Source organism: Pedobacter sandarakinus (assembly GCF_026240095.1).
GTDB lineage: Bacteria > Bacteroidota > Bacteroidia > Sphingobacteriales > Sphingobacteriaceae > Pedobacter > Pedobacter sandarakinus.
This window is the reverse complement of the sequence record NZ_JAPIVG010000005.1, coordinates 111866-133365: the sequence shown is the minus strand read 5'-3', so window position 1 is coordinate 133365 and position 21500 is coordinate 111866. Positions and strand designations below refer to the sequence as shown.

Annotated in this window: 25 protein-coding genes; 4 read left to right on the top strand and 21 right to left on the bottom strand. The window is 41.6% G+C overall.

Going from position 1 to position 21500, the window contains the following annotated elements; genetic code table 11:
* Window positions 1–26: 26 nt before the first annotated feature.
* From OQ268_RS14450 to OQ268_RS14360, 19 genes are all read right to left on the bottom strand, one after another.
* Window positions 27–449: a hypothetical protein gene (locus tag OQ268_RS14450; protein WP_265857039.1), complete on the bottom strand. Its 423-nt coding sequence runs from the start codon at window positions 447–449 to the stop codon at window positions 27–29.
* A gap of 36 nt (window positions 450–485) precedes the next feature.
* Window positions 486–2528: a type IV secretory system conjugative DNA transfer family protein gene (locus tag OQ268_RS14445; RefSeq protein ID WP_265857037.1), complete on the bottom strand. Its 2043-nt coding sequence runs from the start codon at window positions 2526–2528 to the stop codon at window positions 486–488.
* A 9-nt stretch (window positions 2529–2537) separates the two neighbouring features.
* Window positions 2538–3377, bottom strand: coding sequence for a DUF4138 domain-containing protein (locus tag OQ268_RS14440; RefSeq protein ID WP_265857035.1), 840 nt, complete (start codon window positions 3375–3377; stop codon window positions 2538–2540).
* 6 nt (window positions 3378–3383) lie between these two features.
* Entirely contained in the window at window positions 3384–4610 is a 1227-nt protein-coding gene (locus OQ268_RS14435) for a conjugative transposon protein TraM (RefSeq protein ID WP_265857034.1), read from the bottom strand.
* 9 nt (window positions 4611–4619) lie between these two features.
* A complete protein-coding gene (locus OQ268_RS14430) occupies window positions 4620–5003 on the bottom strand; it encodes a hypothetical protein (protein ID WP_265857032.1) in 384 nt (127 codons plus the stop codon).
* Window positions 5003–5623 (bottom strand): conjugative transposon protein TraK, encoded by a 621-nt coding sequence (traK, locus tag OQ268_RS14425; protein ID WP_265857030.1) that lies wholly within the window; start codon window positions 5621–5623, stop codon window positions 5003–5005. The genes OQ268_RS14430 and traK overlap by 1 nt, the downstream gene beginning before the upstream one ends.
* A gap of 4 nt (window positions 5624–5627) precedes the next feature.
* On the bottom strand, window positions 5628–6755 hold the full coding sequence (locus tag OQ268_RS14420) for a plasmid transfer protein (RefSeq protein ID WP_187593216.1): 1128 nt from the start codon (window positions 6753–6755) through the stop codon (window positions 5628–5630).
* A 3-nt stretch (window positions 6756–6758) separates the two neighbouring features.
* On the bottom strand, window positions 6759–7532 hold the full coding sequence (locus tag OQ268_RS14415) for a hypothetical protein (protein ID WP_265857028.1): 774 nt from the start codon (window positions 7530–7532) through the stop codon (window positions 6759–6761).
* Window positions 7529–8194 (bottom strand): hypothetical protein, encoded by a 666-nt coding sequence (locus OQ268_RS14410; protein WP_265857027.1) that lies wholly within the window; start codon window positions 8192–8194, stop codon window positions 7529–7531. The genes OQ268_RS14415 and OQ268_RS14410 overlap by 4 nt, the downstream gene beginning before the upstream one ends.
* A gap of 4 nt (window positions 8195–8198) precedes the next feature.
* On the bottom strand, window positions 8199–8855 hold the full coding sequence (locus OQ268_RS14405) for a hypothetical protein (RefSeq protein WP_265857025.1): 657 nt from the start codon (window positions 8853–8855) through the stop codon (window positions 8199–8201).
* Window positions 8852–9514 (bottom strand): hypothetical protein, encoded by a 663-nt coding sequence (locus OQ268_RS14400; RefSeq protein WP_265857024.1) that lies wholly within the window; start codon window positions 9512–9514, stop codon window positions 8852–8854. Before OQ268_RS14400 ends, OQ268_RS14405 begins: the two co-directional genes overlap by 4 nt.
* A gap of 11 nt (window positions 9515–9525) precedes the next feature.
* Window positions 9526–11964 carry a TraG family conjugative transposon ATPase gene (locus OQ268_RS14395; RefSeq protein WP_265857021.1) on the bottom strand — a complete coding sequence of 813 codons (2439 nt, stop codon included), beginning with the start codon at window positions 11962–11964 and terminating at the stop codon, window positions 9526–9528.
* Window positions 11965–12242: 278 nt separating this feature from the next.
* On the bottom strand, window positions 12243–12530 hold the full coding sequence (locus OQ268_RS14390) for a DUF4134 domain-containing protein (RefSeq protein ID WP_322974018.1): 288 nt from the start codon (window positions 12528–12530) through the stop codon (window positions 12243–12245).
* 57 nt (window positions 12531–12587) lie between these two features.
* A complete protein-coding gene (locus OQ268_RS14385; protein WP_265857018.1) occupies window positions 12588–12899 on the bottom strand; it encodes a DUF4134 family protein in 312 nt (103 codons plus the stop codon).
* 5 nt (window positions 12900–12904) lie between these two features.
* Window positions 12905–13237: a hypothetical protein gene (locus OQ268_RS14380; RefSeq protein ID WP_265857017.1), complete on the bottom strand. Its 333-nt coding sequence runs from the start codon at window positions 13235–13237 to the stop codon at window positions 12905–12907.
* Window positions 13224–13604 carry a hypothetical protein gene (locus OQ268_RS14375; protein WP_131538522.1) on the bottom strand — a complete coding sequence of 127 codons (381 nt, stop codon included), beginning with the start codon at window positions 13602–13604 and terminating at the stop codon, window positions 13224–13226. The genes OQ268_RS14380 and OQ268_RS14375 overlap by 14 nt, the downstream gene beginning before the upstream one ends.
* Entirely contained in the window at window positions 13601–14236 is a 636-nt protein-coding gene (locus OQ268_RS14370) for a ParA family protein (RefSeq protein ID WP_265857015.1), read from the bottom strand. Before OQ268_RS14370 ends, OQ268_RS14375 begins: the two co-directional genes overlap by 4 nt.
* A 12-nt stretch (window positions 14237–14248) precedes the next feature.
* Window positions 14249–15439, bottom strand: a complete 1191-nt coding sequence (locus OQ268_RS14365) for a relaxase/mobilization nuclease domain-containing protein (RefSeq protein WP_265857013.1) — start codon at window positions 15437–15439, stop codon at window positions 14249–14251.
* Window positions 15440–15442: 3 nt separating this feature from the next.
* Complete coding sequence (locus tag OQ268_RS14360) at window positions 15443–15850, bottom strand: plasmid mobilization protein (protein ID WP_056095082.1); 408 nt, start codon at window positions 15848–15850, stop codon at window positions 15443–15445.
* 258 nt (window positions 15851–16108) lie between these two features.
* On the opposite strand from OQ268_RS14360, the gene OQ268_RS14355 reads away from it, so the two are divergent.
* A complete protein-coding gene (locus OQ268_RS14355; RefSeq protein WP_131538525.1) occupies window positions 16109–16315 on the top strand; it encodes a DUF6965 family protein in 207 nt (68 codons plus the stop codon).
* 131 nt (window positions 16316–16446) lie between these two features.
* On the opposite strand, the gene OQ268_RS14350 is transcribed toward OQ268_RS14355, so the two are convergent.
* Entirely contained in the window at window positions 16447–17418 is a 972-nt protein-coding gene (locus tag OQ268_RS14350; RefSeq protein ID WP_265857012.1) for a toprim domain-containing protein, read from the bottom strand.
* Between the two features lie 567 nt (window positions 17419–17985).
* The gene (locus OQ268_RS14345) at window positions 17986–18828 is read right to left on the bottom strand and encodes an RteC domain-containing protein (protein ID WP_131538527.1); all 843 of its coding nucleotides are present in this window, start codon (window positions 18826–18828) and stop codon (window positions 17986–17988) included.
* 296 nt (window positions 18829–19124) lie between these two features.
* Between OQ268_RS14345 and OQ268_RS14340 the strand changes: the two genes are divergently transcribed.
* From OQ268_RS14340 to OQ268_RS14330, 3 genes are all read left to right on the top strand, one after another.
* Window positions 19125–20264: a hypothetical protein gene (locus OQ268_RS14340; protein ID WP_265857009.1), complete on the top strand. Its 1140-nt coding sequence runs from the start codon at window positions 19125–19127 to the stop codon at window positions 20262–20264.
* Window positions 20265–20376: 112 nt separating this feature from the next.
* A complete protein-coding gene (locus tag OQ268_RS14335; RefSeq protein WP_131538529.1) occupies window positions 20377–20826 on the top strand; it encodes a cyclic nucleotide-binding domain-containing protein in 450 nt (149 codons plus the stop codon).
* A gap of 89 nt (window positions 20827–20915) precedes the next feature.
* Window positions 20916–21485: a Crp/Fnr family transcriptional regulator gene (locus tag OQ268_RS14330; protein WP_131538530.1), complete on the top strand. Its 570-nt coding sequence runs from the start codon at window positions 20916–20918 to the stop codon at window positions 21483–21485.
* The last annotated feature ends 15 nt before the right edge of the window (window positions 21486–21500 follow it).

The following is a 21500-nucleotide window of genomic DNA, read 5'->3' as shown; positions in this document are numbered from 1 at the left end:
AGATGAGAAGTACGCCTGCCAAAAGCCTAACGCTCAAAAGAAACCGCTTCGCTGACATTTATATTGTGATTTCGTGAAAAATAGTCCTCCAGGGAAATCATGCTCCTTTTCATCACCTCTGGATTTTCGACAGCAATCTTCATCGCAGCAGAAATGTTACCATAATCTGAATACTCCTGTTTCATATTAATATCGAGCAGGTCTTTAAAAGTACCAGCATCCATATCCTTTACCCCGGTCATAATATCCTGATAAAGCTCCCTTTTATCCTTTAGCACAAGGAGGGCATCTGAGGAATACCTGCCAAGTGGACCACCACCAAAGCCGACGCTAATGTTATCTTTTTGAAGATCCGCTATTGCAATTACACCTATCTGACCCTGTCTGGAAACAGGATCTGTTGTCAGCTGAGGATGTACCACCACAAGCCGGCCGGTTAATTCTTCCATAAAAATTGATTTTAAGATTGAAAAAAAATAGTTTGTTTATCTCTTCATTCCGCCTGCCATGGAGGCTTTGGGACTTTCCCCATTTTTTGGGACGGTAGCCTCGGTTCTGAATTTTTTAACCAATACCTGTATTTCATCATTTATGCGCATGAAGTTTTTACGGAGAATCTCATCCTTTTTTCCTGCGAAATCATAATACAACGGCATATCAGGGTAAGCTTTTTCCTCTGTAGCTATTGCCTCCATATCAAGGTTCACCCTGCAGTTGATCGCCGAGGTATCAAATTTTCCGGTATATTCTTCTACTGCATCCGCTGCAAGCATACCAACGAGCTCTCCGGCTTTCAATGATGCGATCTTACCTGCAGGAATCAGCGATTCTAGTTTTTCCGAGAGCGACACCGATGTCTTGGTTCTATCAATGGACAAGCTCTCTGACTGTTGCTTAACTTTCCCAAAAAGCCGCTCCAGCCATTCCAGCGTTTCCTTGTTCCTTACCGAGCCAGAAAGTACATTCCCTACTACCGAGGTAATGGTGGTTGCGGTATCCTTTCCATATTGCTGCTGAAACTGTGGAAGCTCCTGGAGTCCCATGAGAACCGCTACCTTATTTGATCTGGCAGTGGCAATTAGATTTTCAATGCGGTGCACAAATAAGGTTGGCAGCTCATCGATAATCAAGGCCGAGGGCCGGTTTCCTTTAGAGTTGATAAGCCTGGTCAGCCTGTTGAGCACTACAGAATAGCAGGCGGAATTGATATTCTGTGTATTGGGGTCATTGGCAAGGACTAATATAGAGGGCTCCACCCGGGATGAAATCTTTAAGTTGAAATCATCCCCAGAAAAAACCCAGAACGTTTCTTTTGTAGCTAGGCGGGAGATGAATACCTTTAGCGTTCCGATCTGCCCCTCTAGCTGGTTGAAAGCTTTAGCCTGCCATGCAGTGGCAAATGGAGAAAGTAAGCTCCCAAGCTCAGGATTGGAAAACAGCACCGAAAAAATCTGCTCATAACTACAGTTCAAAAATGAAAGTACGTGCGGAAAAGTAGAATACTTCCCTCCCTGGTACTGAGAAAAGAAATAAATGCAGGAGGAGAGAAAATTTACCGCACTCTGGGTAAAGAACTGATCGCTACCACCGGATTTATCCCCTTTTTTCAAGGCTTCTACCAGTGCTTCCGCTGTTTCGCCAGCATCGGCCAGCGTTACTATGTAATCTGGTCTTAATACATTTATTCTCCTGCTCCGCTCTACTTGGGTTAAGTTGATGACATGAAAATCAAAGCCTGAGAGCCTGTCCTGCTTTTTACCCAGCAGGTAATGGTAATAGGCGATCTGACCCAGGTCGGGAAACTTAAAGTCATAACAGCAGATACAGAACTCCTTAAAGACAAGCTGGCGGATAAAGGGCATAACAATGCCAAAACTCTTGCCCGAGCCCGGGGTCCCGATCAAAAGCGTTCCGCGAAAGATGTTCTCTATGTTAATGAAGCCCGAATGTACTTTCTTGCGGTAATAAAAAAGTGAGGGGATGGTAACTGCAAATGGTCCGTTCACAGGCTTTCTTGCCTGCATAAAGGATTCTTCTTCGGTATTCCACTTATCCTTACCTAAAGAAGAGCTGATAATCTTGGAAACATTGTCCATCGCTAGGTGCACCAGGATCGTCCCCATCAACAATAAAGAGATATACCCGATATCCTGCCAGCTGGTCAGATAAAAAACCGCAGTCCCCTTTTCACCGAAAAAAAAGATACTGGCCGCCATTAAGACTAACCCCAACACGAGCGGATAAATGATCGCTGTTTTAGCATCAAGATCTTTTTCTTTTTTGCTCAGTGTCCCGATTGAAACCAGCGAGATAAGCAACAACGAGAAAAACCGGCTGTAGAGCGGGTGTTGGTAAATAATAATCCGTGACATACGCACCAGAAACCTGGCGAGCCCGATTTTCTCTGCACCAGAATCAGTTAACAGCTTAGTTGCATAGACAAACATGAGCACATCTAGCAAAAGGGCTAGATAAATGGCAAACTGAAGGAAGCGGTGCAGGCTCTGTTGTTCCTTGCTTTCTTCCATAATGAAACATTAAAAGGTGTCGGCGTTTAGGATATCGGAGTAACTTAATGAAGCGCGAAGATTTCTTCCGGAAATCTGCTTTTCCGATAATTCAATACTGAATTCCTTGTCACCGGGAAAGGTGGTTTTTTTAAGGATATAAATATTACGATAGGATTTCGAAAATCTTTCAAAGGGATAAAGCTGAAAGACCGGCTTTAACTCTATGGACTGGACATTGGTGGATTTATTGATCTTTCTGTCGGCTATCTTAAACCTCAGCTCGTCGACATCAAAGATGAGATTTGTGGAGTTCTGGAAGCTCAGGTCAAGGAGGATGCAATCGCCAAGGGTATAAACCCTGTTGACAACCAGAGATATCCCGAAGGCTGATTCTTTTTTAATTCGGGAATCCCCTCTGCGCTCTAGCAGGGAAAGTGCATTGCTCTTCATTTCGTTCTGTGATAATCCTATCCCCGAAATATCAACGGATCTCATATAGGTTGGCAGGATATCGATTTGTGTGGAAACCAGCTCGGGATTGGAAGGCGATAAAAAGGAGAGTCTGTATTGTGCAATAAAGGTTTCTCCGACAATGGTAACCAAGCCAGCATCGCCGCTGGTACTAAGATTGGCAACAGAGTCTGGAATCGCCTTGATCCTGAGAATGTTCTTTTTCGGAAGGTCACCAATCAGCGAACTGCTGGATAGGTCTACATAGGAAATTTTCTCTGGCGAGATGAAATGGAGTGAAACTGAACCCGATATTCCGATTACCGGAATATCGGCAACGGTAACTGAGTGTGGCACTTGCGCATAAAGAGCCAGTGAGCTCAGGAAAATCTGAGCTAGGAACAATATTTTTTTCATGAAATTCTAATAAGATTGTTGTTTTCTTTTAAGCTCATTGGGATCAATGAGATAAACCTGGGTATTGTATCTGACCTTGACCTTATTGGACCTGATCAACTTGTTTACCGCTGTTGTTGTAGACTGGAACATCTTGGAAAGCACCCCCATAACGAGTTGATTGTTGTTTTCCGCCATCTGCTGGATGGTAATCCCTTGCGTGCTTGAACTGCTCATGTCCCTGGTAAATTCGCGAAAGGCGGATGATGGAACATAAATACCGGCCATTCCATCGTTGTCATAAACCTGAAGATTTACCGGCAGAATTTCCCCGCCATGGAATACAGATGAGATCACCAAGGATACCCTCTGGGCAGAAAACCCTGAAATAGTTGCATAGAGGTAGGTACCTTTAGGGATCATAAACTTGCCGGCCATGATATCATCAGTCAGCCGTACTCGCAGGCGTGATCCTGAAAAGCCGGTAATATCCTGATCAATGATCGCAGAAATAGGGCGTTCGCCATCTCCTGAAACTATGGTATTGAACGCCCCCGAAACGCCAGGCGATCTTTTGACCGGAATGATCTTCCTGCTTTTGGCTTCTGCTTCGGCCAGTTTCAGAGCTCGTTCTTTTTCCATATTCTCCCTTACGGCGGGATCATTAGCTTTCCCCATACTGTCCACAAGAGCCATCTGCGCCCGAAAAAGCTGCATGGGATCGGATGGGTTTTTAGAGTTATCAACCTCCTTATTCACCCTGTTCTCCTGCATTTTTATCTTCGAGAGTGCCGAGGCGAGTGCGATGTCCTGCTCGGTTTTGGAAGGGTTCCGTGACTTTACAAATCCCTGTCCTGCCGCAGAATATCCATGGCTCACATTTTCCGGTCTGCCTGGCAGAGCATATTTTGCCTTCATTACCTGGTCAATGGAATCTAGGATACGCTTTTCCCTCAAATTGTAGGATGAGCTTACTTCTGCAAGCTGCTGGTTTTCTTCACCAATACTACCAACAGCAGTGTATCCATCGGCCTGCTTGAATTTATTTCTAAAGGCATCCAGCTTTCCCGAAAGCTCCTGGTTCCTCACCAGCTCGGAAACATTTGCCACGTTGGTCTGTAGCGAATCTCTTCCCAGGACTATTTTACCTTCTTTTCCAAAACTGCTTTTATAGACATAAAAGAAGAGAAAAAGAAAAGGCAGACAGATTATGGGAAGCGCGTACCTGGGCTTTTTTAAATCTATTTTTTTCATATATTTTAATTAATTCTTCGTTTGGCCGGCACGCTCAAGCTCGGCTACCATACTGACCATGAGCAGGCTGTCCTGGCTATTTAGCGTTTCCTTGGTCAATAAAACTTTCAGCGCTTCCCTAATTTCAAGAGTTCTTTTAAGCTTACTTAAAGTTGTTCCTATCTCGCTAAGCCCGCCCTCAACTTTTAGCAGTGCTTTTTTTTCTATAGGGGCTTTTGATTCCATTCTCAGCAGCGTAAAGCACAAGAGAAAGGAACTGGCTAGTAGCAGCACCATAGATGAGAAGATAACCTTCGGGTATTTTTTAAAAAAGCCTGATATGGAGGCCAGGAGATGTTCGATCAGATCAGAGAACTCATTTCTGAGTTCTGAAAACACAGTTGTCTTTTTCATTAAAATGCATTTTTATCTATAGTTGAAATATCCCTGTTCTCTAATGTCTTCCATCTGGTAATTAAGACCGCGTGGGGATTATTGTCAGATCTTGTTTCAAGATCGACCAGGCTTCCCTCCGTGATAAGCGAGCGGGTGACGCTCGAGCTTCTCCTGTCTATTTTCTGGGTACCATAATACCGGAAATACATTCTTTTTTCATCTAAAAAAATAGAATCGGTGCGGAGCGTGAGTACAGCAGAGGAGGAGAGAATAGAGGTAAAAAAACCTTTTTCCTTCAGGTTATTATACTGAAGGGCACCACTTTCATCAATAAGGTACATGGCCTGTTTCATCTGATATTCTATGAACTTATCATCTGGTACCAGTGAAAAGAAAAGAGAATGGAATTTTGCAATATGTGCCTGGTATTCTGCTGCTCTGTTTAGCTGCACATCGGTCTGTTTTGCCAGGATTGGTGTTCCCGAGGGGTCAAGAATATAAATACTTTTACGAGAATCCCTAACATATCCATAGGCAAAAAAAGAAACAACAGCGACTACCGATAGACAGAGCAAAAAACTTCCCAGCGAAAGGAATGTGGCCAGACGGATTTTGGATTCGATACTTTTTATCATCATCTCTCTATCCTCCCATTATCTGTCCAGCAACCCTGGTCATGCTTGATGCACCTCTTCCCATAGAACTTGCGGCAGAAGATACACCCGATGTGGATACTATCCATGTTGAAATGCTCGGCACGGTAAGCATAGTTAGTGCACCGATGATAAAGGTTACGATTACCATTCCAAAGGAGAGAACTCCATTACTGGCAAACCATCCAAGTTTTTCAAGGCTTGCCCCGCCAGTCCCAACAAGCTCCTGATAACGGGTAATTTCTGCCTCAAGAGCATAATGCTGAAAGAGAGAGGCTACATACATCACTAAATAGGCAATACCGGAATAAAGGTTTACGGAAATGAACCTTGCCACCCATGTCGAAAAGGAATCCCTGAAAGCTGGCAGAATAGAAACGGCTACTGAAAAGGGGCCTAGAATAATCAGTATCGTGGAAAAGATGATCTGAATGATAAAAATAATGTAGGTGCAGACCCTGAGTATCCATATAGCGAGTGTCTCCAAAAGAGAGGTAGCCAAAAGCTGCAGACCAACCTCCAGCCTGTTTCTCATTTCCACAATGGGATTCCAAACCTCGGAAAACCCTTCTTTTACCGAGGATTTTACAGATTCCCAGGCATTTTCATACCAGGTATCGGCCTCTGTTTTTGCTGTCTGCGTTTCGGCCTGAATTTTATAGAGCTGATCAGAAACCTCTACCATTAGCTTTGCTCTTTGGAGCCTGAGGTCATTGATCTCGGTCTGGCTTCCATCGAACATTGCCGAGGTCTTTTGCTCAATCACATCGGTTGGATAGGCAATTACCCGGGTAAATATGCTCCACCATAAGATTACCATGGTCAGACCGAAAGGGCGAAGTAGCGGCATTATTTCGAGCTGTTTATCCCCTGAAATCATCTCATAGCTTTTAATAGCAAAAAAGATGAGCATAAAAATTGCTGCCAATGCCTGCGCATCTGCAATAAAGGCATCATAGTGGGTCCAGATCGTATTTTTCATCTCATGAAGAAAATGCATCATCCCTTCCTCATAGACACCGTTGCCCTGAAGAAAATTAAAAGTGTCCTTGAAAGAATCGGGGACAGACTGCACAAAAAAACCGGCTGTGCCGGTTATAACATTTAAAATATCCATTGCTTATAGTTTTGATTTTTTAAGGATATCATTTGCAATTTGTATATCGCTCTTTGATGATGCTGGTCTTGGAACCTCACCAGACCTCAACTTCTCGGCAGATGAGCGGATAGATAGATAGGTCCTTGCCCTGGATTTCTTGGTTTCCCAGCTAGCAGAAAGTTTCCTAAACTCTGCGAGCATCCTATGATAGGCCATTATCCTTGATCCCCGGTCTATGGTAGTCGACCTCGCGATTTCAAGTCTTTCAAGAAGCGCACGGCTTTCCTCCCTGAACCAGTCAAATAGCCCCGTAGAGATCATGTATTTCTGTTCAGCAAACGAAAGGCCTGCAAGCATATCGGAATCTACCTGATTTAATAACCCTTCAAACTCGTTGCGATAGTACATCAGCCAAAGGGGATCGGCGAAAGCCAGTGCCGAAGAATAATTGGAGGCCTCGCTCAGCGCCGTATTGCGAAGGGTATCTGCATGCAATTTGTAGAGGTTATCCGTATTTTGCATGGCCGCAGCAAACATCATCCGCTGCGTCTGTGGCCCTACCGGCCCCAAGGGCCTAAGATCTGTTTTGGGATAATTTGGATGAAGTGCCCAGGTAATCCAGTAATCTGGATTAAGCCCCAAAAAACCTGGTTTGGGCGTAAACTTATCCGCATCCCATTGCTTGAAGACCATTCGTTCCTGCTGGTAGGTAATGTGTTTGTCGGTAATTTTCTTCTGTGCCCAGAGGAGCGTTGAGAGCAAACAGAGGAAAAGAAGCAAAAAAGGTTTTTTCATCGTTTTAAAAGTTTTGATTTGAATAAAATATCACTCCCGAGACGCAGATCCTGATTGATAAAGCCCTGATAGGGATTAAGCGAACGGAAGACTCCATTCATTTTTGCCCAGTACATGGATTTTTTCATGCTGAATACCAGGGCACGGATGACGCGGAGCTCTAGGGCAATTTTCTTAAGCAGCGCATCGTGCTTTTCGAAATCCATGAGGACGTTTTCGCCTTCCTTCAATACAAAAGCAGAGACTTCTGAAAATAGGTTTACCCCCCTATCTTTTAACTGGCGGGAAACCTCTTCTGCAAAAAGCAGCAGATGGGGATCTGTTTTGGCTATATCAATCATCCCGGCACTTTCCGATGAAATCTCGGCAACCAGCGAGCCGATCTGTCTGACCGCGATTGCGGTTTTGAGCCCCTGATCAACTTCTCTTAAGGAAGACAGAATTAATGACTGAACCATAACGACCGCGCCCAGATTGAGATTAATATCTGAAAGGCGGTTGTTGATCGTATTTAAATAACTGTTATACGTATTTTCAGCTGCCAGACGTACTGCGCCATTTTCATTAACGATATTAAAATGCCCGCGGTCAAAAACTACCTTTTGAGCCTTACTACAATAATGACCAATCAGCATTAAAAAAATTAAAATAAGCAATTTCATAACATCAGTTTTTAAGGATATCTTTTTTTCGAAGGATATCATCCACCAGTTTTTTATCGGTATTGATAAATTCTGAGAAAGGGTTTAGCTGATTGAAAACCTTTTTTCTTGAAGAATATTGAAGGGTTACCGCCAGTCCTCTGGATGCCCCAGCTATCAGGCGGAGTTCGGTGAGCACATGGGAAAAGAGCATTTTGCGGTCGCTCTGCTTCATCTGGTTGATGTCCTGCATAGAAAGAGCAAGTCCGTACAAAAAATTCAGCAGTGCATGTGCCCGATCCCCCATATCCAACTCTGCCTGTATGGCCAGAACGGAAAGTACAGGATCGTCCTTGCATAAATCAAAAATCGTCCCCTGGCTTCTGTTAATATCAGCGATCAATGGATAAGCTTCGATTCCAATCTGCGCCGCATCAATAGCAAGTCCCAAAGTTTTGAATCTGGACTGGATATCCCTGTATTTATTCTTTAATCTTACCATCAGGGTTTTGTTTGCCTCCTCATTTGCAGTGGATCCCGCCTGCCTGTCCCTCGCATCAGACTGTTTTCCGTGTTCTGTTTTGCTATTACCCACAAGCTGGTGCAAAAGCCCGACATTCAACTGCGCATGAGCAGCCATTGATATAAAAATCATAGCCGTGATAAATGCTGCGCTTTTCATTGCTTGAGCATCTTGGCATTCCTGATAATATCGTCCGCTATGCGTTTATCAATATTGATATATCCGGCATAAGGGTTTAGGGAATTTAAGATTCCGCGCTGCTTTGCCCAGTACATCGTACGGTACATGCCATAGGCCACTCCCCGGAGGATGGTAAGTTCTGTGACGATCCTATTGAGAAGCTTTGCCCGTTCACCGGAATCCATCAGCGCGTCCCTCCCGTCTTTTAATACAAAAGAGCTAACCTCGGTAGCAAGGTTGATCGAACGGGTTTTGAACTCTCTAGCACCTCCTTCGGCAAACAGCAATAATACCGGGTCACCAGAGGCGATATTTATCGCCTTATTCACATCAATAACAATATCCTGAGATATCTCATAAATATCCTTAACAGAAAGCAGAGACCTCATTACTCCTGAAACCTCAGATAAACCTCTGTAAATAGTGGATTGAAGGTCGTTTACAATTCCAAGCTGACCGGTTACCGCTAACTGGGCTCTCTGCACCAGAGTAAGGTTGTCGCTGGTTCGGGACAGACCGCTGTTCATCACCCCTGCATGGGCGGCCGTGGCCGCAGCGGTTGTTGGGTCAACGTATATTTGTGCGGAGGCCGATTGCACGAAGATTCCAAATAAAAAATAGATGAATATTTTTCGCATAAAAATAGAATTTAACTTGTGATGGATGAATTGACTTTCTTGACAAATTCGGGAAGAGAGATTGCGCTCACTTTCATATCGGCAACGAAATGTTCCAGTCCCAGAGGATAAGAGCCGTAACGCTTGACATAAGATTCAACAGCAGTCTTTTCGGGTTTTTCGGTTGTGAAGGTTAAATACTGAAAAAGCGACACTTCAACGCCATAGACCTCCCCTATACTTCCGCGCTTAATGTAAACCTCCTTGAATTTCCCGCGGCCGGCCTTATTTTCAAGCGCATTGATGGTAAATATCTTTCGCTGCTCTACCTCACTGAGCGCTAGGAGTTTTGCTACCTCTGCATAATTCCCCCTAAACTTGGATTGATCGAGCAGGCAGATGGTGTCGGAACTGGCCAGAATGGAATCCTTTATTACAGCATTTCCGATAATATCGCCCAGTTCCTGCGTCACCACAATTGGCTCTCCCCAGAATTTCCTCATCGTTTTATAGAGGTAAAGAATGTAGTTAGCCATTAGCGGAGAGGCGATTGCCTTCCACGCTTCTTCCAAAATCATCGCTTTTCGCTGGCCTGTACGGTGCCTCATTTTCTGCAGTACCAAATCCATAATCACCAGCGTCACGATTGGAAAAAGAACCCTATTTTCCTTGATTGAATCAATTTCGTAGACAATAAAACGCTCTGTAAAATCTGAAAGATCAGCACTTTCGTTGAGCAGCCTACCGTACTCTCCGCCAAGACAGAATTTTTTAAGTACATAACGGTACTCATCAAGATCGAAACTGATCTTCTCATTTTCCTTGATCTCCGAAATCTTAACGATCGAATAATGGTAGAAAGAATCAAAACACAGCGCATAATCAGCCTCTCCTAAAAAGAAGTCTGAATAGTAGGCCGAGAGTACATTTGAGAAAACCGTGTCCTCAATCTGCGATACGCTTCCCTCTGCACCCTTTAAAAGAAGTCCGATAAGTGTTTTGAGGAAATCCTTCTTTTCGATGTTATATTCTGCTTCAGAAATAAGAAAGGGATTCATCGTGATCGGATTCTCCTCGGTATAGGTGTAATACTTTCCTCCAAAATAATTGCATAGCCCGGAATAGGAATGTCCTACATCAACGATCACGATGTCGTAATTATAAAGCATATACTGTTCAAGCAGGCTGTTCATAAAAAAGGATTTACCAGTACCAGAGCTGCCCAGAACAAATTTTGAACGGTTGGTAATCCTGCCAGATTCCATAGGAAGATCTGCTGGATCTATGCCTACAGGGATTCCTCTCCTATCGGTAAAGCGCATGAGAAATTTGGAGGGCTCATCCCGCATCAGCCGTTCCTTGTAGAACAGGCAAACGGCCGCATCCGAAGTGGTGAGGAACCAGTCGTATTTTTTCAGTTCCACTGCATTTCCAGGCAAGGCACTCCTAAAGAGTTCCATCTGGTTATAGGCATTCTTGGAGGGGATAATCCCCTGCTGAAATAGGGAAGCTTCAATAAAGTTACAGCTGGTATCCAGAAGTGGAAGTTCGCAGCAGACCAATAAAGAATAGTGCGCATTGACGAGCAACTGGTTTTCCCTTGCCACATCTATGAGCAACTTATCAATATCCTCCACACACATCTGATTGGCTGGATCAGGAACTCCGGAATGCCGCTTGCGTTTCAGCTGCAGTTTGTTCAGGGTAATGCCCTGGGAAGGAATTTCAATTAATTGGTTATAAACAAGACTTTCAATACCCGGAACTGATGACAGGAAAGAAAGGTTGTCCATCGGAAATTCCTGTAGTCCTTTTCCGTCGTTCGCCATTAAATATGGCCCAATGGATTCAGGCATGTCAATGGAATCGATATTGACCAGGCTCATGCAGCGGATCACCTTTTTCCCAATACCTATTTCAGTATCCCCGGCCCTTAAGTTATTGAGCGAAAAATGGTCTGAGGAGAAATCCATGGCAAGCATCCGCGAAATATAGCGTTCTATCTCACCCTGGGGCAGTACTTTTGGTGATACCGATGCTCCTTTCAATAGTTCACAGACCTTGGCAATATTGGATACAAAATCCAAAAGGGCTTTCCTGTCATAAACGTACATTGCCCTTCGTTTGACCTGACGGGTTATAACCAGATAACTAGAGTGCTCAATATATTCCCTCCCTGAAAAATGCTCATCGTATTTTTGCTGAAGGGGTTCACTTTGCACTTTCGCCTGATAAGTTCTTTTAGAGAACACATCCTGTTTCTGAATGATATACCCTTCACTCAATATCTTGATCACATTGAGAAGCAGAAGATGAAAGGCCTGGTAGCCTGCCGGATCAGCGGAATAAATAAGCACCGGATTTTCGATAGAAAGAATTACTGAAAAATCGCCTGACTCACCATAAAGAACGGAAAGTCCGCCTATCTCTTCTATTCCGGCATATGGCAGTTTAAATTCCTGTTTTCCCATAACCTCGCCTTAAATAAATACGATGAATGAATATCTCCCTGGATCTGGTCTTATCATGAAGACCGGATGCCTGCTTGGAATATGTGTAGAGGAGCCCACCGGCTATTGAAAGAATGGTTAAGAGGCCACCGATATACATATTGAGGAGCGCACCGGCTAGGCCTCCGGTGACCAGCCCAAGACCTAAGGAAGAAATGCCATAAGCAATATACTTCCCCTTGAAACCCCGATAAACGAGGGGCTTTTGAAGCCCCTTGTAAACTGGATACATCCTCATGCTATACGCCAAAGAAAGCCTTGATCACTACCGATACCAGAACCAGAAAAAGGCAGGAACCTCCCCAGCCCATAATTTCTTTGTTGATGTCCTGATCTCCGGAATTCCATTTGATGTAGACACGTACCCCGCCGATAATACCTACCACGGCACCAATCGCAAGGGTGAGTGTAGAAACCGGATCTACATAAGAGGTCAGCGAGGAAGTCGCCGCATTAATTCCTGTTGTTCCTCCCCCAGTCTGGGCGGAAACTGCCTGCACTAAACCCAATAGCGCGGCCAATGACAAAAGTCTTTTGCTTTTTCTTGTCATAAAAAAATTGATTTAAATTGAATAAAATTGTATTTACAGTCCGAAAAGACCGCGGAGGAATACACCGATGAGAGATAAAAAGAGGCATGAGAAGAACCATCCCATAACCTGCGCGTCGATGTGGTGCTTGCCCATCTGCCAATTGGCATAAACCCTAAGCCCACCTAGGATTCCTGCGATTGCGCCAATAACCAATACCAGATCCGAGAGCGAAAAATACCAGCCTTTCACCTCTGCAGAGGCGGAATAAAACTCTGAGATTCCTGGTTGAGCATTAGCGGAAAAAGTAAAGAGCAAAAAAAAAGCAACTGACGCTGCCCTTAAAAAGAATAAAGAAAACCTCATGGAGTTTAGTAAGGTATTGCCCGCGTATGTTCGATGAGGTTGTCCTTCGCAAGGGAAAAAAGCTGTTTTAGTCCAATGCCTCCACTTGAGCTAATTGGACCTGTTGGCAAATAAGGGCCTGGTTTTTCCTTTTTTTCTGAATCCGTAGCAACAGCCTCCTCTGCTTTCTCTTCCAGGGTAATCAGCTCAGGGGTAAATGTTTGTGCAAAGAAAAGCTCGTCTACCGCAGTTTCATCTACGGTGCCTCTTTGAGATAGAAAAAGATCAAAAAATAAGTTCAGTAAATAATAAACCAGATATACAATAAAGATTATGGCCAAGAAATTAGTCCAGCTCATGGGTCATTTTTTTTAGGGTTTGTGAAATATATTCATTTAGCCAGGGGTGGCTTTTTAAAAACTGGTGGAGGGAAAAAACAATGACCCGCGTCATATCGATATTGGATGCGGCCTTTAATTGCCTCAGCTTGCTCATTGTACGATTATCAATCCGGATAAGGATTTTCTCCTGCCCATCCATATTAAAGTCCCGCAGGGATGAGAGAAAACTCGCTAGACGCTTGGCGTTCACGGCCGTTTCTTTGGATTCAGTTTTTTTTACACCAATCTTTTCAGCGCCATGACTGGCCTGGGATTTTTCCGGCAATCCCTTTTCTTCTTGGATCCTTGATTTCAATTGATCGGCAAGGGACTTGATTTCGCTCATGTCGATATACCTTTCTTCATAAAGCTGCCATAGATAAAGTCCATTGCCGGCATAAAAACTGGAATTAAAGAGGCCGGGATATGGATGGTTCCTACCCGCTGAAAATCGATGCGGTCAGAAATACCGGGAGAAATCTTTCCAAATCTGGATAGTACCTTGTCTACCTCTTCCCTGGTTTCATACTTTACGGTTGTTTTAATCCTATTTGGCACATACACCATGGGTGATAAATTATTGATCTCCCGACATACAAGCGAAAAGAGCACTGTACTGTCTACAGAAAATTCATCATAATTAAACGGGCAGATAATGAGTTCCGCGGAACTGATAATGGGAATCAATAGGTCATCGTCCATTTTACCCGGAAGATCAATGAGCACAAACTCATCCCTATTTTGGTTAAGCAGTTCCAGCAGAGCCGGGAAGTACTTAAGATCAGAGGGAATAACCTCGAAGACGGGGTCGTTTTCCAGAATCTTTGCCTTTTCAAACTTGCCTGAAATCGAAGCCTGGTAGTCCATATCCAGAACGGTAACCTTCTTTTTTTTAAGCATTGAGAGGAAATAGGCCAGTAACAGGCAGAGTGTACTTTTACCGGCTCCCCCTTTCTGATTTCCAATTAATATAACCATAAGCATAAAAATTTAACGTGTATTGGTTCTTGCTTTTTTTTGCCTGCGCCTATTCCGTCCGAGGATCTGCTCATCATCAATATCATCAGAGATGTCTATATCCAAAGAGAATTCGCCAATGGATATACAATCATGCATTTCAACCTCGTCAGCAGGAAATATTGACTCTGATGGATTTTCAAGGAGCATCTCTTCCTTTGGAGAAAACTGATTTTCATAAATACCCTCCGAAATGGGTATTAACGTTTTTACGTCTTCGGTTTGGCGTAAAGTCTCCATAAACTTAGTTAGAGACATAATATCGCCACCTTTAAAAACTTCCTTGGTGGAATGGTCTAAAATGGTATAGCCATATGGCGGCTTGTCACCTTTAAAATGAAATACAAACTTAAGGCCGAATGAAGAAGATAGTTTTTCGCTTAACTCAGAGGTATAGCCTATTACTTTTCCCTTCTCGCCACCTGGAAGATCTTCCCTGATCGCTTGGATTCTGGAATCGGTAATTGGCCTATATTTTTCAAAAACCTGTTTTAACTGTTCCTTTCTTTTCTGGTCAGGTGAAAACCGGGCAATTTTTTGTTCTATTTTATCTAAGCTTACACTGCCCACTTTTTCACCATATTTTGAGAGATCAAGCGTATCCTCCAGAACTTTTAATGCATATCCCTGTCTTTCAAGCAACATCATAAACTGCGCCTTATTGGAGAAGCTGTATTGAAGTGCCCTCGTCAAAGCTTTTTCAGCAGCATGTTTCTCATCATTACCGATAAGTTTATTCAGTACCTTATAAGCCCTGATCTTCTCAAAGCTGTCCGAAATCTTTTTCCCTTCCAGGTCTATTCTTGAAGAGACCATGTGGATGTGATTATTCTGCGTGTCCTTGTGGAAAATGAGAAGATACGGCTGATTTCCATAACCCATGCCCTCTAGCCAGCCTTCGGCCAGTGTAACTAGTTCCCCCTTGTCCAAGCTTCTGCCCTTTGAAGATATCATTGCATGAAATTGCGGATATACAACCCTGCGGTTTCTGCTCGCTAGGGATGAGAGGTAGTTTATATAATCTCCAGGCCTGATCTCAGATAACCCTTGCAGCGCCCCAAAACCGGATACCTTTACCAGTTCTCCCTTATTTTTTTCAACTTTATTGGTATTATACCTAATTGCCCTAAAAGTCTTTGATTTCCAAAGAATTTTTACAATCATAAATTAAGCCTTTAATAACCTGAGTAATTCCCTGGTTGCTCTCTCCATTCCTCTAAATATTGAGATGTAATCAGTAAAAATCGTGTTGAACTGAAGTACAATTTCAGCAGAGAGCATTCCTCGTTTATTTAAAAAGTTCGCATGCCGGGCAAGCTGGTTAATGTTGTTTCCTGACCTACCGATCTCTGCACCGATCTGGTTCAGGTGTTTTAAAACTTCAACAGCATTGATTTTATTTGAAACCGCAGAGGAGATTAAAAGCCTTTGCCGCAAGAAATCACTTTCTTTCAATCCAAGGGAAAGCCAAAGGTTTCGGAGTAAAGCATATTCTTCCTCGGTAAATCTGGCCTTAATGAACCTGGTTCTTTTACCATCTAATTTTAAAGGCCTCCCATTCTTTTTCTTGGTCATATTCAACAATTAAGGGACATCCTCCGAAGAAGAAAAAACTAGTTGCGACGTTTTTTCCATCCCGCTACGCCCCCAAGGCGAAAAAAAGCGGGCAAGTTATAGGGTTTTTGAGCAACAAAAACACAACTTGCAGGCTAAAAAACCAAAATACACCAACTATAACGAAAGGATAAAAACCAAAAAACTTAAGCTTGGTTTATTAGGATTTTGTTAAAAAGTATTCCGGCAAAACAGAAAGCCTAAAGCTATCTTTGCCAGATGGAGCTGCAGGAATTAGAAGAGTTTTTCAAGAATTGCCAGAGACCGGAAATGCCGGTGTTTTTAAATGAGGCAACAAAAGTAACTGACTTTGATTTATTTCTAGAGAGCCATTTCGGGCCACTTAGAGCTAATCCGGAAAGTAAAATCAATAAGCCACTATTAGTAAGACTAAAAATGATGAAACTTATCATTGAGTCTAACTAGCTAAACATATATCCACATATTTCTATATAAGAATATCCACATATACCGATAGAGGCATATTGATATTTAAACATATACAGATATAATTATATCTATATAGCTCAATATTTACATAGTTATATATTCATATATCAACGTGTTATACCAAAACCACTCTCTACACTAAAAGGCATAGGCTTAACAATAGATTTTTCAATTTGCCTTAGATCAGCCACAAGCTTTTCATTATAATCCTTAAACCCTGCATATTTGAACGAACAGTCTATACTTCCATGTACATCTCGGATAAATTCCTGCGCAGCAGATTTTCCTGCTTTATCATGGTCAAAATAAAGTTCAATAGAACCAAACTGGTTTGACCTACCCTTGGCAGCCTGTAGAAACGAAAGGGAATTTAACACCAATATGGATGCAGGATCCTGTGGATGTTCGACTTTCCAGCTCAGAAAATCAAAGTAACCTTCAAAGACACCTAGCCTGTCAACAGCCCCCTGCAAAAAACTCATCCCCTTGTGCCCCAGGCAACCCTTAAAATATTTGTTGCGTACCTCCCAGCCACCATTCTCATTTGGCCATGCAGAAGCAAAGTAATTCCTGCGCTTATTGCTGCTGTCCATGACCGAATAATAAAGTTCATATAAATAACCACCTGCAACGCTTTGCACTCCCCTGCCTTTAAGATAAGAGCTGATGACATCGTTGCCGATTGATTCATTTACTACTTCTACTTCATATCTTGGAACTTTGAAGGGCAAGGGCCTTCGGGAATTATCAACAGGCACATCCTCGGTTCTCTCAAGGTTTATTTTTGCATACTCTACGATTTTTTTAAGAACCTCAGGAAAGCTTGAGGGATACCAATATGCAAGGCCAAAATCGATTATGCTTCCGCTTTTTATTCCCGATACTCCTGCACCGCCATGGTCAAACCAGACCCCCAGATTATCATTTACACAAAGTGAGGCCGTATATTCTTCACGCAACATACTTAGAAAAAAATACTCTCCCCCCGATACTTTCTGGGGACTAAACCCCAAGTTCTTCAAAAGATCGAGGAGCGACACTTTCTCCTTGATCTCATTAACGTTTAAAAAAGCTGACATACCGATTTAGTTTTAGAATTTTCAGAAACAAAAAAGGGGCTTATCGCCCCTTTAAAATAGAACCCAAAAAGAAGGGCCTCTATATATTGTAATTTTGGAACTACTCGCGTCGATTTCTACAAACCGGACTTATCGTCTGCCAATGCGCTTTCACCTTTTTGACGTCATCTCAAAGCTTCGCAAAATTCCCTTCAATCTAAAGGGTAATGTTTCATTCCTGAATGTCAAAGACCAACTCTTTTGTTGGCTCAAAATTCAGTATGTGCAAGACGTGTTATTGACACTATGAAAATAGTGTGAACGATTTTTATAAGGCTATTTTTGCCTTGATCTGAAAGTTATTTGTTGGAGATCAGATTTGTTATAAATTTTACATTCATCAGTTTAGTTGATTACTGATCATTTTTATTAAACAGAAGAGAATTTTCATTACATCACTAGCATTTTATTTACAAAAACTATAACACTTTTATTTAGGTGTGTAATTTTTTTAATCTGGATTATTTTGAGGATATCCTGCGATATGAGAAAAATTATACAAAGTGAAATTGGCAATTTGGTTGATTATCAATTAAACTTAAGTTTTCTGGCAATATGATCGTTTATGGCATTTCTCATACTGTCTAAATAAACAGTATATCCCTTGCTTTTCCTTCTAGAAATATCAATGAACTTGCGATAAGCGACACCCAGATCTACATTTAAGCTCTTTTCAAGAATATCAACGACCTGGGATATATCTGCTTTTCCATTATTCAATGACCCCATAAAATATATGCCATAGGCAAGTTCTACAAGCTTCACTTTATCGTCTGTCCATCTCAGGTTTGAGTTTTTTGACAACAATTGAAATATTGAGGATTCTGGATTGCTGTATACCAGTCTGATGCGTGTCAATATAAACTCCCGCAAATGTTCATACGCACGGAATTTAGCAAAGGTATAATCTCCCTTTGTCTCGAATTCACCAAAATTCATTGCGGGAAGTATTTTCTGCCTATTGCGCCTTAAAAAGTATTCTTCATCTAGTGCGCTCTGGTCATTGAGATAATATTGGTAAAGAAATTGATTTTGTTCAAAATATCTTCTTAAGAAATCCATTTCTCTTATGTAATAAGTTCGGATTGCCTCATCCGTATCTACTGGAATATTCGAGACAATATTGAACTGTTCTACAATAAAAATTTTCCAACTGTAAAACTTGGGCTTGATCTGTTTAAAGAAAAAAATCTCTTCTGCTTCCGAGGAAAAACCTAATCGGTTTGCCAGGGAATTTAAACGGATTGTGCTGCTTTCTATCATTTCAAGGGAGGAGGATAACCTAAGCAGATCACTTATAAGTTCATTTTTTCCAGCATGAAGCTTAGAGGTCATTTCCAGGTACAGGTGTTCGGATTGGGGGATTAACATACACAAAGGATTTAGATGAAAAATAGGTTTATTTTAGGCAGCTAAAATTCAGCCTGCGTTGCTGCAAATTGAATTATTGCAGGCATAGAATCAAGTTGCCTATCGGTTGCACAAATTCTCAACCCCCTGAAAAAATAGTATTTACAAAGAATCCGATTACTATTTCCTTCTTGAAATTAAGGCCTGAAAATATCTTCGTCCTTGTTAAAAGCCTATTGGTGTAACTCCAATAGGCCCCGGTGTAAAAACCTTTAACAGCAACATTATTGAACCTAAATTGTAGATAAAAATCACGTATGAACTATCAATTTACTTTTTTTGAGGAGCATTTTCAGAGCTTACAGAACAAGACCAGCTTTGCAAAAAACTATACCGTAGAATCGAAGAAAAACCTCGAAAGAGAATATGCCAGACTGATCAGATTTTTTAAGGATATCGCTATAGATCTAAACAATAGGGAAAAAGTTAAGACATATTTTAATTTCCACCAGCAGAATATCACCTTATTGATGGATAAGGTCAGTGCTGAAATTTCGGAACAGGGAGCCAAAACGAATAAAAAAATAATAGTGGGCTCACTGGAAATTCTGTTGGACAAATTGGAAAGTCTTATAAACTGGATGAGAGAAATTTTTCCCGGAATTTTCGATCACAAAGGTAAAGTGCCCAAAAGAATTATTTATTCAGAGGAATCTGGAATAAAAGAGGTGTTGAGTCTAATTCTCGACGAGCTTCAGCAACGGTGTTTCACCAAAGAAGTATTGGAATTGACCAGCGCTATATTAGACGTGGGGCAAATAGTTAGTTTTAGGGATCTGGGATTTTGGAAGAGTAGCTTTAGAGAAATACATAGAAAAATTATTGAAACCAATTCTACCGATGAATTTGGATTAGTAAAAATCTTTCTAGAAAACGGTATAAATCATAGCCAATTGTACAATCATGCAAAACTCTTAATATCTAAGGAGATCGAAAACAAAACAACATTAGGTGAGCAAATCTCATCAGTTTGCCTTTTTCGAAAAGAAATGCGCGTTTTATTCATTCAGGATCATAAGCTTCAATTTGAGAATAGCCCTGATGTTAAAAGGGCAATCAAGAGATTCTTGAGGGAAGAACTGCTTTTACTTAGAGCGATGGAGTTTGTCAATCATGAAGTTGAGGAAGCCGGAATTATGAATGCCAACTATAAGGTATCATTCTCAGTAAAACAATTGGCATTTTTTGTCCATCTGCAGATGGAAACTGGAATAATTATATGGCAAAGGGCAAAATTTGCGCACCAGTATATAGCTCGACATTTTAGCACTGTAGAACGCGAATCAATCTCAGAAAAGAGCGCAAGAAACGCGCATTATAATCATGCGAGTGAAGATATCAAAAAAGTTATCGCAAAACTAAGCGAAATGTTGGCTCTGGCCCAGGAGCGATATTAAGGCTAATAGAGGAAAACTGGTGTATTGATATGTGCAGTGGGGGTTGCACTCGGCTAAAAATTCTGCAACTTGACAAAATATTAAAATCACCGTTCTTTATCCCAAAAAGATTATGAACGGTGAAGATTACACATTGAAACTAAGTGCTTTCAATCCCCTCTCAGCAGGTCTCAAAGCATACATTGCTACTATCGCACAAAAAATACCTTATTTAAAAGGTCAAGCGCTTTTTATATCGCGGGAGAAGAATCTGTTTTTTCCCCTAATTGAAAAAGGGACACTGCACATAATTGCCATTGATAAAGACACGGATGAGGAGATTATTATTGGTACTAACCGCACAAACGATTTTTTGTATCACTTTGCTAAAATAATTCCTGGATCAAGGTATGAGCTTTATGTAGAATTTTTAGAAGATTGTTCTATAATCGCAATAAGCGAAAAGCACTTCTCCAATCTGATGAAATTGTTCTTCGATGCATACTTGCTTGACCTAAACTTCACATCATTTCATTTCAACAGACTATTTACAATCCTGTTTAAAATTAATAAAACCGAGTAGCCGGTTCAAAAAAAGTATCACGTCCGCTAAAACTTATTAATTATCATTTTATCGCACCCACAAAAGGTTCACTAAAAATCATTTATCAAATGAAACGACTCATCGAAAAACTTCAAAGCCTTCAAAATGCCAACGTAAATCTTGCAATGCAGATTGCCGAAATGTTTGTTCCCAAGTTTTTTAACAAGGGTCTACTACTTAGCACACCCGACCACTCCTATCCGGAACTTTATTTTATAGAAGATGGTTTAGCCCGAGGGTACTTTATACATGAGGGGCAGGAACATACATCATGGATACTAGAGCATGGATTCATATTACCCACAACTTCTTTTTTTTCGTTTAGCCAATCAATTGAATATATAAATTTTCTAAAAGATAGTTCAGGTTACGCTTTAAATCTTATCCAATGGAATGAGCATGCAAAAGTAAATCCCAAATTTTCACTAATACTACTAGAAATATACGAGGAAAACATACAGAATGTAAAGCAGAGAGAGCAAATGCTAAGGATCAGGCATGCAGAAACAAGATTTCTGCATTTCCGAAATCTACATCCAGAGCTGATCAACCTCCCCATCCATAAAATACTGGCCTCGTTACTTGCTATAGAGTCAAAATACCTCTTTAAGATTAAACGCAAATACAGAAAGCAATGAATTGACAATCATATA